Annotated in this window: 15 protein-coding genes; 9 read left to right on the top strand and 6 right to left on the bottom strand. The window is 71.1% G+C overall.

What is annotated here, in order from left to right; all coding sequences use genetic code 11:
• Positions 1 to 145: 145 nt before the first annotated feature.
• The 4 genes from JF597_RS05265 (at position 146) to JF597_RS05250 (ending at position 3642) form a co-directional block, all read left to right on the top strand.
• Positions 146 to 1276, top strand: coding sequence for an acyl-CoA dehydrogenase family protein (locus JF597_RS05265; protein ID WP_293989687.1), 1131 nt, complete (start codon positions 146 to 148; stop codon positions 1274 to 1276).
• Between the two features lie 69 nt (positions 1277 to 1345).
• The gene (locus JF597_RS05260; RefSeq protein WP_293989685.1) at positions 1346 to 1765 is read left to right on the top strand and encodes an OB-fold domain-containing protein; all 420 of its coding nucleotides are present in this window, start codon (positions 1346 to 1348) and stop codon (positions 1763 to 1765) included.
• Entirely contained in the window at positions 1762 to 2916 is a 1155-nt protein-coding gene (locus JF597_RS05255) for a thiolase family protein (RefSeq protein ID WP_293989682.1), read from the top strand. The genes JF597_RS05260 and JF597_RS05255 overlap by 4 nt, the downstream gene beginning before the upstream one ends.
• 21 nt (positions 2917 to 2937) lie before the next feature.
• The gene (locus JF597_RS05250) at positions 2938 to 3642 is read left to right on the top strand and encodes an SDR family NAD(P)-dependent oxidoreductase (RefSeq protein ID WP_293989679.1); all 705 of its coding nucleotides are present in this window, start codon (positions 2938 to 2940) and stop codon (positions 3640 to 3642) included.
• Positions 3643 to 3706: 64 nt separating this feature from the next.
• On the opposite strand, the gene JF597_RS05245 is transcribed toward JF597_RS05250, so the two are convergent.
• Positions 3707 to 4360 carry a TetR/AcrR family transcriptional regulator gene (locus JF597_RS05245; protein WP_069759888.1) on the bottom strand — a complete coding sequence of 218 codons (654 nt, stop codon included), beginning with the start codon at positions 4358 to 4360 and terminating at the stop codon, positions 3707 to 3709.
• Positions 4361 to 4480: 120 nt separating this feature from the next.
• Between JF597_RS05245 and JF597_RS05240 the strand changes: the two genes are divergently transcribed.
• Positions 4481 to 5092: a TetR/AcrR family transcriptional regulator gene (locus JF597_RS05240; RefSeq protein ID WP_293989673.1), complete on the top strand. Its 612-nt coding sequence runs from the start codon at positions 4481 to 4483 to the stop codon at positions 5090 to 5092.
• Positions 5093 to 5132: 40 nt separating this feature from the next.
• Here the strand turns inward: JF597_RS05240 and JF597_RS05235 are convergent, their stop codons facing one another.
• From JF597_RS05235 to JF597_RS05225, 3 genes are read right to left on the bottom strand one after another with little or no spacing between them, the layout of a single operon-like run.
• Positions 5133 to 6548 (bottom strand): 2-oxo acid dehydrogenase subunit E2, encoded by a 1416-nt coding sequence (locus tag JF597_RS05235; RefSeq protein ID WP_293989670.1) that lies wholly within the window; start codon positions 6546 to 6548, stop codon positions 5133 to 5135.
• A complete protein-coding gene (locus JF597_RS05230) occupies positions 6545 to 7570 on the bottom strand; it encodes an alpha-ketoacid dehydrogenase subunit beta (protein ID WP_293989667.1) in 1026 nt (341 codons plus the stop codon). Before JF597_RS05230 ends, JF597_RS05235 begins: the two co-directional genes overlap by 4 nt.
• Positions 7571 to 7575: 5 nt before the next feature.
• Positions 7576 to 8586, bottom strand: coding sequence for a thiamine pyrophosphate-dependent dehydrogenase E1 component subunit alpha (locus tag JF597_RS05225; protein WP_293989664.1), 1011 nt, complete (start codon positions 8584 to 8586; stop codon positions 7576 to 7578).
• Positions 8587 to 9122: 536 nt separating this feature from the next.
• Here JF597_RS05225 and JF597_RS05220 point away from each other — a divergent pair.
• From JF597_RS05220 to JF597_RS05205, 4 genes are all read left to right on the top strand, one after another.
• Positions 9123 to 10391, top strand: coding sequence for an aromatic ring-hydroxylating dioxygenase subunit alpha (locus JF597_RS05220; protein ID WP_293989660.1), 1269 nt, complete (start codon positions 9123 to 9125; stop codon positions 10389 to 10391).
• 29 nt (positions 10392 to 10420) lie between these two features.
• Positions 10421 to 11212 (top strand): SDR family NAD(P)-dependent oxidoreductase, encoded by a 792-nt coding sequence (locus JF597_RS05215; protein WP_069759883.1) that lies wholly within the window; start codon positions 10421 to 10423, stop codon positions 11210 to 11212.
• A 37-nt stretch (positions 11213 to 11249) separates the two neighbouring features.
• The gene (locus tag JF597_RS05210) at positions 11250 to 12986 is read left to right on the top strand and encodes a PEP-utilizing enzyme (protein ID WP_293989654.1); all 1737 of its coding nucleotides are present in this window, start codon (positions 11250 to 11252) and stop codon (positions 12984 to 12986) included.
• A gap of 73 nt (positions 12987 to 13059) precedes the next feature.
• The gene (locus JF597_RS05205) at positions 13060 to 13374 is read left to right on the top strand and encodes a putative quinol monooxygenase (protein WP_293989651.1); all 315 of its coding nucleotides are present in this window, start codon (positions 13060 to 13062) and stop codon (positions 13372 to 13374) included.
• Positions 13375 to 13418: 44 nt separating this feature from the next.
• Here the strand turns inward: JF597_RS05205 and JF597_RS05200 are convergent, their stop codons facing one another.
• Both JF597_RS05200 and JF597_RS05195 read right to left on the bottom strand, forming a co-directional pair.
• Positions 13419 to 14462 carry an NADP-dependent oxidoreductase gene (locus JF597_RS05200; RefSeq protein WP_293989648.1) on the bottom strand — a complete coding sequence of 348 codons (1044 nt, stop codon included), beginning with the start codon at positions 14460 to 14462 and terminating at the stop codon, positions 13419 to 13421.
• Positions 14463 to 14466: 4 nt separating this feature from the next.
• Positions 14467 to 14685, bottom strand: coding sequence for a transposase (locus JF597_RS05195; RefSeq protein WP_293989645.1), 219 nt, complete (start codon positions 14683 to 14685; stop codon positions 14467 to 14469).
• Between the last annotated feature and the right edge of the window lie 167 nt (positions 14686 to 14852).

Raw genomic sequence — 14852 nt, 5'->3', positions numbered from 1 at the left:
ACGACGTCGGACTGGACTACGTCTCCTGCTCCGCGCACCGCGTGCCGGTCGCCCGGATGGCGGCGGCACACAGCGCGCTGCGCGAAAGCGAAAGCCGAAGCGCGAGCGGAAGCGGAAACGGAAGCAACGAGAACGGGACACCGGCATGACGACCACCGTGACCGGCCCCGCCGCCGGGACCACCGAGGCTTCGGAGGCCGAACTCGAGGATCTGCGCGCGACCGTGCGGTCCGTGTGCGCGGACGCGGGCGGCATCGCCGCGGTGCGCCGACTCGACGAGCGCGCGCCCGGCATCGACGCGGGCCTCTGGGACACCCTCGGCCGGCAGGTGGGCCTCGCGGCCCTCGGACTGCCGGACGTGGTGGGAGGCATCGGCGGCCTCGCGGAGATCGCCGTGGTCTGCGAAGAACTGGGCAGAACGTCGGCCGCCGTGCCGCTGCTGTCCTCCACCGTGCTGGCCGGGCAGGTGCTGGCCGGCTGCGGTACCGCCGAAGCACCGCTGGCGGAGGTGGCCGCAGGCACGGTGCACGCACTGGCCGTGGCCGCGCCCGACGGCGTATGGCGGCCGGACGCCGTGCCGGTCGGCGTCACCTGGCAGGGCAGTACCCCGACGCTGGACGGCATCGCACCCTTCGTGCTCGACGGCGCCGACGCCGAGGCCCTGGTGGTCGCGGCCGCCGGACCCGACGGCGTGGACCTCTTCCTCGCCGACCCGCGCGGACCGGGCGTGACCGTCCGCCGGGTGCCCACGCTGGACCTGAGCCGGGGCCAGGCCGTGGTCACCTTCGCCGCTGCCCCGGTGCGTGCGCTGACCGCTGGGGGCGAAGGGACGGAGGTCGTCACCCGCGCCCTCGACGTGGCCTTCGTGGCGCTGGCCGCCGAGCAGCTCGGCGGGGCGCAGGCGGCCCTGGACATGACGGTGGCGCATGTGCGGGACCGTACGCAGTTCGGCCGGGCGATCGGCAGCTTCCAAGCGATCAAGCACACCTGCGCGGACATGCTGCTCCAGGTCGAGTCCGCGCGGTCCGCAGTGGTCCGGGCGGTACGGACGGCCGGGTCGCCCGAGGCGTTCGCGGAGGCCGCGGCGGTGGCGCAGTCCTGGTGCGGCGAGGCTTTCACGTACGTCGCCGCCGAATGCGTCCAGTTGCACGGCGGCATGGGCTTCACCTGGGAGCACGACGCGCACCTGTACTTCCGGCGCGCCCAGTCCGACGCCGTGCTGCTGGGCGGCGCGGCCCACCACCGGGAACGACTCGCCGGGCTCCTGAGCTGGTGACCGCAGGACGGAAGCGACCGGTCACGTCGGGAAGGGCCGACCGGTGACGGCAGGAAGAAGGCGGGCGGCATGACCACCAGACTCATCGACGAGAGCCTCTTCGACGGCGCGGATCCGCCGCGCCTCGTGGGCGCGCGCTGCACCGGGTGCCGCACCGTCGTCTTCCCCCGGCAGAACTCCTGCCCCAAGTGCTCGGACGGGGCGATGGCCGCGCACGTATTGCCGGACAGCGGCGAGATCTGGTCGTGGACGGTGCAGTCGTTCCGGCCCAAAGAGCCGTACCGCCCGCCCGCCGGGGATCACCAGCCGTACGCCCTCGGCTATGTCGACCTCGGGGAGATCCTGGTGGAGGCGCGCCTCGACATCCCTCGCCGGCTGATTCGGATCGGGCTGCCGGTCCGGCTGACCACGGTGGAGGCGTACCGCGACGAGGACGGGACCCGGATCCTGACCTTCGCCTTCGGCTCGGCTGCCGAGGACGAGCGATGAGCCGCTCCGAAGAGGTCTACGTCGTCGGATGCGGCATGCATCCCTTCGGCCGGGACGAGAGCGTCAGCGGTATGGACATGGCCGAACGGGCGATACGGGAGGCACTGGCCGACGCCGGTGTCGGCTGGGCGGACATCGGGTACGCGGCCGGCGGCTCCGACGTGTCCGGCAAGCCCGACACCCTGGTGGGGCGTCTGGGGCTGACCGGCGTGCCGTTCGTCAATGTGCAGAACGGCTGCGCGACCGGAGCCTCGACGGTGCTCGCCGTCGCCAACGCACTGCGGGCGGGCGAGGCGTCGCTCGGACTCGCCGTCGGCTTCGACAAGCACGAACGGGGCGCGTTCCATGTCTCCGCGGCCCGGTACGGACTGGGCGACTGGTACGCGGAGACCGGGCTGATGTTGACGACCCAGTTCTTCGCGCTGAAGACGCAGCGGTATCTGCACGAGTACGCCATCCCTGAGCGGGCGTTGGCGATGGTGGCGGCACGCGCCTTCCGCAACGGCTCCCGCCACCCGCTCGCCTGGCGGCGCAAGGAGCTGACCGAGGAGGAGATCCTCGGTTCCGCGGAGGTCAGCCCGCCGCTCACCCAGTACATGTTCTGTTCTCCGGGGCAGGGCGCGGCGGCGCTGATCCTCGCCCGTGGCGACCGCGCCTTCGATCTGTGCGAACGTCCGGTCGAGCTGGCCTCGTTGGCCTTCCGGACCAGACGGTTCGGCTCCTTCGAGGTGTTCGCTCCCTGGCTGCCGCCTGGGCCGCACCGCAGCCCCAGCGTGGACGCGGCCGAGGCCGTGTTCCGCGGCGCGGGTCTGAGGCCCTCGGACGTCCAGGTCGCGCAGTTGCAGGACACCGACAGCGGTTCCGAGCTGATCCACCTGGCGGAGACCGGGCTGTGCGGGCACGGCGAGCAGCCGGAACTGCTGGCCTCGGGTGCCACCGACCCCACCGGCCGGATCCCGGTCAACACCGACGGCGGCTGCCTGGCCGGTGGTGAGCCGGTGGGCGCTTCCGGTCTGCGCCAGTTCCACGAGGTCGTACGGCAGTTGCAGGGCCGCGCGCCGGGGGTGCAGGTGCCCGGTGGTCCCCGGGTGGGCTTCACCCATGTGTACGGGGCGCCCGGGATCAGTGCCTGCGCGGTACTGACGGTCTGACCGCAGTCGAAGGGAATCACCATGAGCGAGAACAGAACCGCCCTGGTCACCGGCGGCGCTCGCGGGATCGGCGTGGAGATCTGCCGACAACTCGCGGAGCGGGGGCTGCGGGTACTGGTCGCGGCACGGCAGCTGGAGGCCGCCGAGGAGGCGTGCCGCACCATCGGCCAGGGGGCGCTGCCGCTGGCCCTGGACGTGAGTTCCCCGAAGAGCGTCACCGAAGCGGTGCGGGAGGCCGCGGAGTTGACCGGTGGCGGGGTGGACGTGCTGGTGAACAACGCGGGAGTGTCCCTGGACGGCGAGCTGCGGCCTCCGTACGTCGACGAGGAGATCCTGCGTGCCACCCTGGACATCAATCTCGTGGGCGCCTGGCGGGTGGCCGAGGCCGTCGTCCCGGGCATGGTGCGCGCCGGCTACGGACGAGTGGTCAACCTCACCAGCTCGTACGGCTCCCTGGCGCTGATGGACTCCGGCCGGCACCCGGCCTACCGCGTCTCCAAGACCGCGCTCAACGCCTTCACCCGGATGCTCGCCGGCGAGCTGTCCGGCACTGGCGTCCTGGTCAACGCGGCCGACCCCGGGTGGACCCGCAGCGGCATGGGCGGTCCGTCCGCGCCGCGCGGCCCGGAGGAGGGCGCGGACACACCCGTCTGGCTGGCGACCCTCCCTGACGGCGACGAGACGACGGGCGGGCTGTTCGCCGGCCGCGAGCCACTGCCCTGGTGAGCCAGGTCTGCCTTCCGCCGCCCTGGTGACTGACCGGCTCCGCTGAACGTGCCCGAGGGCGGTCTCAGGCCGGGGCGGCCGCGCTCCCCCGGTCGGCGGCGACGATGCGCAGCGCCAACGCCCTGACGGCCTCCTGCACGGACCGTGACGGCAGTTCCGACAGCGGCCCGCCCTCCGCCCGCAGCGCGGTGACGAGGATGGTCGTACTGATCAGCGTGCGCACGGCGAGCGCCTGCGACGCATGCCGCGTCTTGGCCGCCCGCGGGTTGCGGGTGGTGCCGTCCGGCAGATAGTCGTACGCCCGCTGGATGTGCCGCTGCTCGAACTCGTCCCGCAGCGCCTTGAGGTTGCCGTTGGCCGAGGCGACCTGGACCTGGTAGAGCCGGGCCTCGTCCGGGTTCTTCTCCACCCAGTCCCACACGGCGTCGATGACCCGCACCAGGCCTTCGGCGTCACCGGGCTCGGACTCCGGCCGGGCCGCCTCCACGACCGCGTTCAGCTGGTCGAAGACCCGCCGCATGGACAGTTCGAGCAGCTCCTCCTTGCCGGCGAAGTGGTAGTAGACGGCCGTGGGCACCACCTCGGCCTCGTCCGCGATGTCCTGCACGCTGGTCTCGGCGAACCCGTTGCGCCCGAACACCCTGACCGCGGCCGCGATGATGTGCTGCCGCCGCGAAGGACGGTGGGCCGGTTGCTTGCCGTTCTGCTTCGTGGCCATGCTGCTCCCTGTACGCCCGACGGTACTCGCCATGCTATCCAGTAACTCTGCCTGGTCGGGACCGTAATTCCTGGTGCCCGTGCGGTACGGGCGCAGAAAGATCCCGGCATACTTGACACCATGACTACATCCGGAACCCGCGCCGCTCACCGCCCCTCGCGCAGGCAGTGGGTGATCGAGGCGGCCACGGAGCTGTTCGCGACCCAGCCTCCGGACGAGGTGACGGTGGCCGACATCGCCGCGCGGGCGGAGATGACGTCAGCCGCGGTGTACTACCACTTCTCCTCCAAGGACCAGGTGCTCGTGGAGGGCATGCGGGTGTTCGCCGCGGCGCTGCGTGAGCAGGTGGAGACGCTCGCGGAGACCCACACCCCGGCCACGGACATCGGTCCCCCCATCACGGCGCTGGTGGCCTGGCTGGGCGAACACCGCTCCGCCGCCACCGTCTTCTTCGTGTCCTCGGCCGGTATGAGCCAGGAGGCGGAGGCGCTGCGGCACGAGGTCCGCACGCAGCTGCTGGAGGACTTGGTGCGGCTGGTCCGCAAGGCCGGCGGGCCGGTCACGGACGCGGAGGCGGCGGTGATCGGCCTGGGTGTGCTGGCGCTGCTGGAGACCGCGGCGATCTCACAGGCGCGGGGGGACGAGGCGTACCGCTCCCTGGGGCACCGCTCCTTTCTCCGCGAGGTGGGCCGCCTCGCGGAGCGGATCGCCGATCCGGTGACGAAGGGCTGAGCACCGCCGGAAGAAGGGGCTGCGGGCCCCGGAGACGACGTCAGACCAGCAACCGCAACGGCCTGCGCAGCAGTTCACCGACCGTGCGCAGGTACTCGGCCGCCGGAGCCCCGTCGACGGCACGGTGGTCGAAGGTGAGGCTCAGGGTGAGCACCCGCGTCCGCCGCGGCTGGTCGTCGACCCACTCGACGCCGTCCCTGAGCCTGCCCACGCCGAGGATGGCCACGTTGCCGGGATTGACCACGGGAGTGAAGAAGTCCACGCCGTAGCCACCCAGTGAGGTGACGGTGAAGGTGGCGCCCTCCAACTGCGCCGGGGAGATCCGCCCGGCACGGGCGTTCTCGGCCAACTTCCGGGAACAGCGCGCCATTTCGGGCAGCGGCAGGTCCGCCGCGTCCTGGATGACGGGAACGAGCAGGCCGTTGGGCACCGCGACCGCGAACCCGAGGTGGATGTCCTCGAACAGGTGGATGCCGTCCTCGAGCACTCCGGCGTTGAGCAGCGGATGGTCCCGCAGGGCCAGCGCGGCGGCCTTCATCAGGAAGTCGTTGAGACTGGGCACCGGCAGGTCGCTGTCGGCCCACTCCTGCTTGAGTTGCTCCCGCAGGGCCACGACGGCGTCCATCCGCACTTCGTAGCCGTGTGTCAGCTGGGCCATCTCCTGGAGGCTGGCGTGCATCCGGCCGGCGATGATGCCGCGCATGCCGGTCAGCGGGATGACGTCCCCTGGCTGTGGCGACGCGGTGGCCCGGCGGGCCGGCGCCGGAGTCGGTGCGGCCGCCGGGGTGACGGCGTCGAGGTCGGCCCGTCTGATCCGCCCGCCCGCACCGGTGGGCCGTACGTCCGCGAGGTCGATGCCCCGTTCCTTCGCCAGCCGGCGGACCAGGGGGGAGGTGGGGGTCGCCGGGTCCGCCGAGAGGACGACGGGCGGCTGCGCCGGCAAGGCGAGCAGGTACTCCTCCACGTCCTCGGAGACGATCCGGCCACCGGGCCCGGTGCCGCGCAGGGCGGCCAGGTCGACTCCGGTCTCGGCGGCCACCCGCCGGGCGTTCGGGGAAGCCAGGAGCCGGCCCCCCGAGCCGTTGAGCCCACCGCTCCCGTTGAGGGATGCCGCCACGGGGGGAACTCCTGCGGCGGCCGACACCGCGTCCGCCGTGCCGGTGTCCACCGGTTCGGTGGGCACAGGCCCGCCGGATACCGGCAGCGCCTCCCCTTCGGCCAGCAGCCAGCCGATCAGCGCCCCTGCCGGAAGGGTCGCCCCGGCCTGGACCACGGGGTGGAACAGGCCTCCGGCCTCCGCCTCGACGTCCACGTCGACCTTGTCGGTGGCCAGCCGCAGCAGTGCGTCACCTTCCGAGACCGCGCCACCGGTCGGCACGAGCCACTCGTCGATCGTGCCTTCCTGCATGGTCAGGCCGATCTTCGGCAGCAGAACCTCGACCGCCACTTCGGTCACGACCTTTCGAGGAGACGACGGCAGCCCTGCACGATGCGGGCCTGGTCGGGCACATAGGCCTTCTCCAGCACCGGGGAGAACGGCACCGGGGAGAAGGGCGCGCCGATGCGCAGCACCGGAGCGTCCAGGTAGTCGAAGGCCGCGTCCTGGATCTGGGCGGCGATCTCCCCGCCGAGCCCTCCGAAGGTCACGGCCTCGTGCACCACGAGAACCCGGTTGGTGCGGCGCACGGAGGCGAACATGGTCTCGGTGTCCAGCGGCTGCACGGTACGGGGGTCGATGACCTCGACCTCGATGCCTTCGGCGGCCAGTTCCTCGGCCGCCGCGAGGGCTTCGCCCACCATGCGGCCCAGGGCGATGACGGTGACGTCGGAGCCGTGCCGTGCGGTGTGCGCCTGCCCCAGCGGAATGCCGTAGATCTGCTCGGGCACGTCGCTCGTACTGCCGAGGAGCACCTTGTTGAGCATCACGACGACCGGGTTGTCGTCCCGGATCGCCGACACGGTCAGGCCCTTGGCGGTGTACGCGTCGCTCGGCATGACGACCTTGAGCCCGGGGACATGCGCGAGCCAGGCCTCCAGGCTCTGGCTGTGCTGGGCGGCGGCGCCGAGGCCCGCGCCGGAGGCGGTGGTGATGGTGAGCGGCACCGAGACGGAGCCGCCGAACATGTACTTCATCTTGGCGGCCTGGTTGACGATCTGGTCCAGGCAGACGCCGATGAAGTCCATGAACATCAGGTCGACGACGGGGCGCAGTCCCCGGGCGGCGGCGCCCACGCCCAGGCCGACGAGTGCGGCCTCGGAGATCGGGGTGTCGATCATGCGGCGGGGCCCGAACTCGTCGAGCAGGTTGTCGAACATGCGGAAGACGCCGCCGTAGCCGGCCACGTCCTCGCCGGCGACGAAGACGTTCTCGTCCTCGCGCATCGCCTGGGCGAGTCCTTCGTTGAAGGCCTTGACGTAGCTGAGCTTGCGGGCCGTGCCGCCCGGAGCGAGGGCCGGTGCTTCGGTGATCGTGGTCATGGCGGTCATCCCGAGTAGACGTTGAGCAGCAGGTCGGCGGTGTCGGGCAGCGGGCTGGCCTCGGCGTACGCGATGGCCTCGGCGATCTCGTCGCGGGTGCGCCGCCAGGTCTCGTCCAGCTCGGCGCGGGTGGCGGTGCCGTCGGAGAGGGCACGGGCCTCGATGAGGTCGATGGCGTCGCGGGCCTTCCACTCCTCGACCTCCGCGTCCGAGCGGTAGGGGTGCCGCAGTCCCTTGACGCCCTGGTGGTCGTAGTAGCGGTAGGTCTTGGCCTCGATGAACATGGGGCCCTCGCCGGCCCGGGCGCGTGCGACGGCTTCGACGGTGGCCTGGTGGACGGCGAGCGCGTCCATGCCGTCGACGATCACGCTGGGCATGCCGTAGGACGCGGCCCGCTCGGCGACGTCGGTGATCAGCATGTGCTTCGACTGCGGGGTGAACTCGGCGTAGCCGTTGTTCTCGCAGATGAACAGGACCGGCAGCCGCAGGATCGCGGCCATGTTGGCGCCCTCGTGGAAGCTGCCGATGTTGGTGGCGCCGTCACCGAAGAAGGTGACGGCGATGTTGTCCTCGCCCCGGTACTGGGCGGCGAAGGCGGCGCCCACGGCGATCGGGACGCCGGCACCGACGATGCCGTTGGCGCCGAGCATGCCGAGGGAGACGTCGTTGATGTGCATGCTTCCGCCGCGGCCGAGGCAGGCGCCGGTGACGCGGCCGTAGAGCTCTGCGTACATGTGCTTGAAACTGACGCCCTTGGCCACGGCATGCCCGTGCCCGCGGTGCGTGGAGGTGATCTGGTCGTCGTCGCGCAGGGCCGCCATCACGCCCGCGGCCACGGCTTCCTGACCGACGTAGAGATGCAGGAAGCCCGGCAGTTTGCCGGCCTCCATGAGCTTTCCGGCCTCGGTCTCGAACAGCCGGATGCGCACCATGCGCTCATGCAGATCCCTGACGACCTGCGCGGATGTGTGGTTCGCGGCCGGACCGGCCGACTTCTTCGATGCCCTTTGAGCCATCGTCCGCCCCTTCGCCCCGAGCGAGGTGTTTCCAGCAATCGGACTTTGTTGTGCCGGTCTACAGTAACCAGCAGCGGGCACGTTACTGGAGAGGTTCTCTAATTACTACGCTTCGGTCCGACCAGGCTCCGGATCACCTCCGGACCCGTCGCCCGACTCGAGCGCATCACCTTCCGGTTCGGCCCGGAAACCGACCCGGCGGGCGGCCGGCGGCACGGGCCGACCGTGCGCACACCGGGGCCGGACGACCAGCAGTTCACCACCCGGGTCGGCCGGGATTTTCGATGGAGCCCGGGAAGTGGGAGCCAACGGCCCGGTCACGCGTGAGCGACTGGAGCCGCTCCCCAGAAAGATCGAACATGTTCTGTAGCCATTTGCCCCGACTGAAGGTGATGTGACCTGCGGTATACCGAGCGGCGAGTTCCGGACTTTCTATTGACAGACAACACTTACCCCTGTTGTCGTGTCGCTCACAGCCCGGCCGCCGCATCTGAAGCCCCTCGCCGGTTCGCGGCCGAGAGGATTGTGAGGACATCGTGGTCCAGACCAGTTCGCCGGAACTCCGGGAGACAGGTGCCGATCACCGGCCGCCCCCGGCTCCCGAGTACTCCTCGTGGATCAGCCGCGACCGGTCCACCGACGCCGCCGCCGTGGCGATGCGGCAGGAAGCCGCCGAGCTCGTCGAGCGCGTGCTGGAGCACTACCGCAACAACACGACGCACGAGGCGGACGGCCAGTGGACGGAACCCGTCGCCAACTACCTCGACGCCGACCGCTGGCAACGGGAGATGGACGCCGTCCACCGGACCGTCCCACTGCCGCTCGCCATGTCCGCCGAACTCCCCGGACCGAACACCTACAAGGCACTCGACGTGCTCGGTGTGCCGGTACTGATCACCCGGGACCGGCAGGGCGCCGTGCACGCGATGATCAACGCCTGCCGGCACCGCGGGGCCAAACTGATCGAGCCGGGTTGCGGGGTCTCCAAGCGGCTGACCTGTCCCTACCACTCCTGGTCCTACGACCTGACCGGTGAACTGCGGGGCGTGTACGCCGAGAAGACCTTCGGCGACGTGCCCCGCACCGGGCGCGGTCTGGTACGGCTCCCGGCCGGCGAGCGCGCCGGCATCGTCTTCGTCTCACTGGACCCCGCGGCCGAGCCGGACCTCGACGCCTGGCTAGGGGATCTGCAGCCGCTCCTCGAGGGGCTGCGTCTCGCGGACTGCCACCACTACTCGACCAAGGAGCTGACCAGCCCCAACTGGAAGGTCACGCTCGACGGCTACCTGGAGACGTACCACTTCGCCTCGCTGCACCCGAAGACGGTGTTCGAGACGAACCTCTCCAACATGATGGCCCATGACACCTGGGGTCCCCACCAGCGCATCGCACCGGCCCTGCGCCCCATAGCGCAGGCGGTCGAGCTGCCTCCGGAGCAGCGCGACCCCGGAGAGTGCGTCGGAGCCATCTACTGGCTCTATCCCGGTCTCGCCATAGCCGGAGGCTGGCGCAACAAGATCGCCGTCTCCCTGGTGCTTCCCCGGACGGCCACCGAGTCGGTCACCCAGCAGATCATCCTGCTGCGCGAACCGGCGGTCACCGAGGAGGAACGCCACGTCGCCGACACGTTCGGCGAGTGGTTCTACGAGGTGGTCCGCGACGAGGACTACGCGACCACCTACGGAGTCCAGCAGGGTCTTGCCGCCCTCAACGGGACCGACTTCGTCTTCGGACGCAACGAGCCCGGACTCCAGCACTTCCACCGCACCGTTCACGAACACCTGGACAGCAGAGCCGCCAGGTGACGCACCGACAACCCTCGCAGGAGAACAACATGGTGGCTACGGGCAGCCTCGACGGACGTGTCGCGGTGATCACGGGCAGCACACGCAGTATCGGCCGCGCCATCGCCGAGGCCTTCCTGGCCCACGGCGCGACGGTCGTCATCAGCGGCCGCAGCGAACTCAAGGGCAAGCAGGCGCTGGAGGAGCTGGACGCCGGGGACAAGGCGGTCTTCCACCCCTGCGACGCCAACAGCCAGGCGGACATCGAGGCCCTGGCCGACTTCACCGCCGAGCGCTTCGGCCGGCTCGACATCTGGGTCAACAACGTCGGCGGGACCTCGGGCTTCGCTCCGGTCCACCAGCTCAGCGACGAGGCCTGGCACGACGCCCTCAACCTGAACCTCAACGCCTACTTCTACGGCACCCGCCGCGCACTGCCGACCATGCTGGCGGGCGGCTGGGGACGCGTCATCAACATCTCCTCCGTCGAGGGCAAGCAGGCCAACAAGCCCGCGATCAGCCACTACATCACCAACAAGCACGCCATCCACGGCCTGACCAAGGCGACCGCCTTCGAGTACGGCACGCAGGGCATCACCTGCAACGCCATCTGCCCCGGCGCCGTCGACACCGACCTGATGCGGGCCGCCGGTCCTGCCGCGGCCGAGGCCGAGGGGATCTCGTACGAGGAATGGCTGGGCCGCTTCGCCGAGCACGCCGCCACCAAGCAGATCACCACCGTGGAGCAGGTGGCCGCGGTCGCCTCGCTCCTCGCGAGCGACGCCGGCGCGGGCATCACGGGCACGCTGATCAGCGTGGACGGCGGAACGGCGCAATGGTAGAGACCGGCACCGACACGGACAGCAGGAGATCCTCGGCATGAAGAGCTGGATCACGGACGGGCGCCGCAGTGAGCGGCTGCCCCACTACACCCGCGCCAACGCGGGCGAGACCCTGCCGGAGCCCGCCAGCCCACTGGGCTGGACCCTGGTGTGGGGACGTGGGCTGCAGGGCTGGCGCCGCGGCTTCGTCGGCTTCGGCATCTACCACGAGGAGGAAGTGACCGGCCCCTGGCCGCCGTTCGCCGGAATGTTCGGCGGGTACTTCTACCTCAACCTGTCGCACATGCGACTGTTCGGCATCCGTATGGGACAGACGGCGGACCAGATCGACACCGCCTTCGTCGGGCAGCGCTCCGACACCCCGGTGTACGTGGCGCATCCGGAGGACGAGGACGCGGAGCTGACGGCCAAGGCCGGGGCGACGGTGCAGCGGATGCTGGGACAGACCGGCTTCCCCGAGGCCGACGCCGACCAGGAGCGGCTGCGCCGGATCCGGCGCGAGCGGCCCGACCTGACGCAGTTGTCCGCGGCGGAACTCGTGACCCACGCCCGCTCGCTCCTCGGCGAGGTGGAGACCACCTTCCAGCGGCACGTCGAGTCGTCGCTGCCGGCGTCCGTCGGACCGGCCATCCTCGGACCGCTGTGCGCGGGTCTGGACCGGCCCGGCGCCATGCTGGACCTCATCGGCGGTCTCGGTGACGTCGACTCGGCCTCCCCCTCCACCGGCCTGTGGGCACTGTCCCGCCAGGTGGTGGCCTCGGCCGAGCTGACCGCGCTGTTCAACCAAGGTCCGGCGGCGGTGGAGCGCGCGCTCGACGGAGCGAGCGGGGACGTGAAGGCGTTCCGGGACGCCTTCGAGGAGTTCCTGGCCGCGTCCGGGGACCGGGGCCCCAACGAGTGGGACATCCACGCGCTGTCCTGGGAGGCGGCACCGGTCCAGGCCCTGGCTCTCGTCGACCGCATCCGGCACAGCCCGGACGACGACTCCCCGGCCGAGCGTCACCGGCGGCTGACCGAGCGCCGCGAACGGCTCGCGAAGGAGATCCGGGAGGCCCTCCCCGAGGACGTCCAGCCGGTGTTCGACGCCGGAATGCACGCCTCCCAGGTGTGGATCCCGGCCCGCGAGCGGACCAAGGCGAACTGCGTGACCGTCATCAACGAGATCCGGATGGCGGTACGGGAACTGGGCCGCCGCGGGGTCGGGGCGGGGCTCTTCGCCGAGCCCGAGGACGTGATGATGCTGCTGGAGAGCGAGCTCGACGACTACGTCGCCGATCCGGGCCGCTTCGGCCCCGTCATCGCGCAGCGGCTTCGGGAGTACGCCGGACTGCGGGAGCTGGAACCGCCGTTCTTCGTCGCCCAGGACTCCCAGACGGCGATCGACACCTGGCCGCGGCGCAGCGAGGACGGGATCGCGACCGCCGGTGAAGGCGATGTGCTGAAGGGCGTGGGAGGCAGCCAGGGCACCTACACCGGACGGGTGCGGGTGGTCACCGACCCGGCGTCGTGCGAGGCGCTGGAGCCGGGCGAGGTGCTGGTGGCGCCGATCACCGACGCGGCCTGGACACCGCTGTTCCTGGTCGCCGGGGCTGCCGTGGTGGACGTGGGCGCGCTCAACAGCCACGCCGTCGTGGTCTGCCGGGAGCTGGGCATCCCGGCCGTCATCTCCGTCGAGGGCGGTACCCGGCGGCTGCGGGACGGCATGGTGATCACGGTCGACGGCACCAGGGGCACGGTCACCGTGGACGGCGTCCCGGCAGCGCTCGCCATCTGAACGGCCCACGGGCCCGTCGTTCCTTCCTGACAGAGGGCGGCGGGCCCGAGGGCATGAGTACGAAAGGACCACCGTGACAGAGGAAGTCATCGTCGCCGGCTGGATGGACTACGAGCCCGCGGACCGCAACACGATGCTGGGCCACCTCGTCGAGGTCGGAAAGCACACCCGTGAACAGGAGCCCGGCTGTCTGGACTACGCCATGACGGCGGACCCGTCCGACGAGCGCCGGATCCGGGTGTACGAACGGTGGGCGTCCCAGCAGGCCCTGGACGAGCACTTCACCACGGCGCACATCAAGGACTTCCGCGCGGCCACGACCGGGCTGACGCGGGTGGGTGTGTTCCTGGAGGTCTTGACCATCGGGGCGAGTCGCTCCATGCGATAGGCACAGGGCATGCCGGGGGCGTGGGCCGGCCCACGCCCCCTGAACTATGCGCGGTGGTACGGATCGTCGGCCAACCGGACCAGCATCTTGCCGACGTTGCCACCGTCCAGCAGCGTCAGCAGGGCGCCGGCCGCGCTGTCGAGGCCGTCCGTCACGGTCTCACGGGCGGTGATGCGGCCCGAGCGGAGCCAGTCGGCGACGCGGCTCTCGAACTCCGGCCGCAGGTCGTCGTGGTCGCGGACGATGAAGCCGCGCAGGGTGAGCCGCTTGAGGACCGCCTGGATCAACTGGTTGATGTCGGCGGAGCGCGACGCGCCGCCGAACTGCGACATCATGCCGCACAGGGCGACCCGGCCCCCTGTCCGCAACGCGTGGAGGGCGGCGGCGAGTTGCTCCCCGCCGACGTTGTCGAAGTACACGTCGATGCCGTCGGGCGCCAGCCGCGCGAGCGCGTCGCGTACCGGCTCGGCGCGATAGTCCGCGGCGGCGTCGTAGCCGAACTCCTTGACCAGCAGGGCGCACTTGTCCAGCCCTCCGGCGGTCCCGATGACCCGCTCAGCGCCCAACAGCCTGGCGAGCTGGCCGGCCGCGCTGCCCACTGCCCCGGCCGCCGCCGACACGAAGACGGTGTCGCCGGGGCGCACCTCGGCGATCCGCGTGAGCCCGACGTAGGCGGTGAAACCGGTCTGTCCCAGCAGCCCCAACCACGTGGGCAGTGGGGCGAGTTGCGGGTCGATACGGCCTGCGGCATCGGTTTCCGCGAGGTCGAGCACGGCCCACTCCCGCCAGCCGAGCTGATGGCGTACGAAGGTGCCCGGCGGCACTGACGGACAGCGGCTCTCCACCACGACGCCGAGGGCGCGGCCGTCCAGCGGTGAGCCGGGCGTGAAGTTGTGCGTGTAGTGCTTCTCGGTGCTCTCCAGGCGCCCGCGCATCGACGGGTCGACGCTCATGTAGAGGTTGCGGACGAGCAACCGCCCCTCGCTCAGGGGCGGAAGCGGGCGCTGTTCGACGGCGAAGTCCCCGAGGGCCGGTTCCCCGTCGGGCCGGCGCACCAGGCAGACCACGCGGGTGGTGCGGGGCGGCACCGGCTCACGCCTCCGGCGGCGTGGCGCCGCGCCGCTGGGCCAGACGGCCCACCCAGCCGGCCATCTGGAGGTCGGCGTGGCGCAGTTCGCCCGACTGCCAGCGGGCCTGGAAGTCGAAGATGCCACTGGCTCCGGTTCTGGGGTCGATCACCTCGACCAGCCCGTCCTCGGTGAGCCGGTACACCTGCCCGGTCAGCGGATGGGTCACTTGCTTGGGGCTCACGGCTCACTCCTGCGGTCGGCGGCGTACGCCGCGTTTGGTCACGGTCACCGGGCCCTCGACCCGGAGCCGGCAGGCGAGCCGGGTCAGGCCGTCCACCGGCCTGCGCAGGGCCTCGATGCCCTCGCGCTCCAGCGGGCCCACGGGAGAACAGTTCTCCACGCCTTCCT

Source organism: Streptomyces sp. (genome assembly GCF_019510245.1).
Lineage (GTDB): Bacteria > Actinomycetota > Actinomycetes > Streptomycetales > Streptomycetaceae > Streptomyces.
The sequence above is the reverse complement of the archived record's forward strand: the minus strand, read 5'-3'. Positions and strand labels throughout refer to the sequence as shown.

Bases quoted from the DNA above. Each gene is read 5' to 3' on its own strand.
- JF597_RS05265 (WP_293989687.1), top strand. From the start codon at position 146: ATGACGACCACCGTGACCGGCCCCGCCGCCGGGACCACCGAGGCTTCG.
- JF597_RS05260 (WP_293989685.1), top strand. From the start codon at position 1,346: ATGACCACCAGACTCATCGACGAGAGCCTCTTCGACGGCGCGGATCCG.
- JF597_RS05255 (WP_293989682.1), top strand. From the start codon at position 1,762: ATGAGCCGCTCCGAAGAGGTCTACGTCGTCGGATGCGGCATGCATCCC.
- JF597_RS05250 (WP_293989679.1), top strand. From the start codon at position 2,938: ATGAGCGAGAACAGAACCGCCCTGGTCACCGGCGGCGCTCGCGGGATC.
- JF597_RS05245 (WP_069759888.1), bottom strand. From the start codon at position 4,360: ATGGCCACGAAGCAGAACGGCAAGCAACCGGCCCACCGTCCTTCGCGG.
- JF597_RS05240 (WP_293989673.1), top strand. From the start codon at position 4,481: ATGACTACATCCGGAACCCGCGCCGCTCACCGCCCCTCGCGCAGGCAG.
- JF597_RS05230 (WP_293989667.1), bottom strand. From the start codon at position 7,570: ATGACCACGATCACCGAAGCACCGGCCCTCGCTCCGGGCGGCACGGCC.
- JF597_RS05225 (WP_293989664.1), bottom strand. From the start codon at position 8,586: ATGGCTCAAAGGGCATCGAAGAAGTCGGCCGGTCCGGCCGCGAACCAC.
- JF597_RS05215 (WP_069759883.1), top strand. From the start codon at position 10,421: ATGGTGGCTACGGGCAGCCTCGACGGACGTGTCGCGGTGATCACGGGC.
- JF597_RS05210 (WP_293989654.1), top strand. From the start codon at position 11,250: ATGAAGAGCTGGATCACGGACGGGCGCCGCAGTGAGCGGCTGCCCCAC.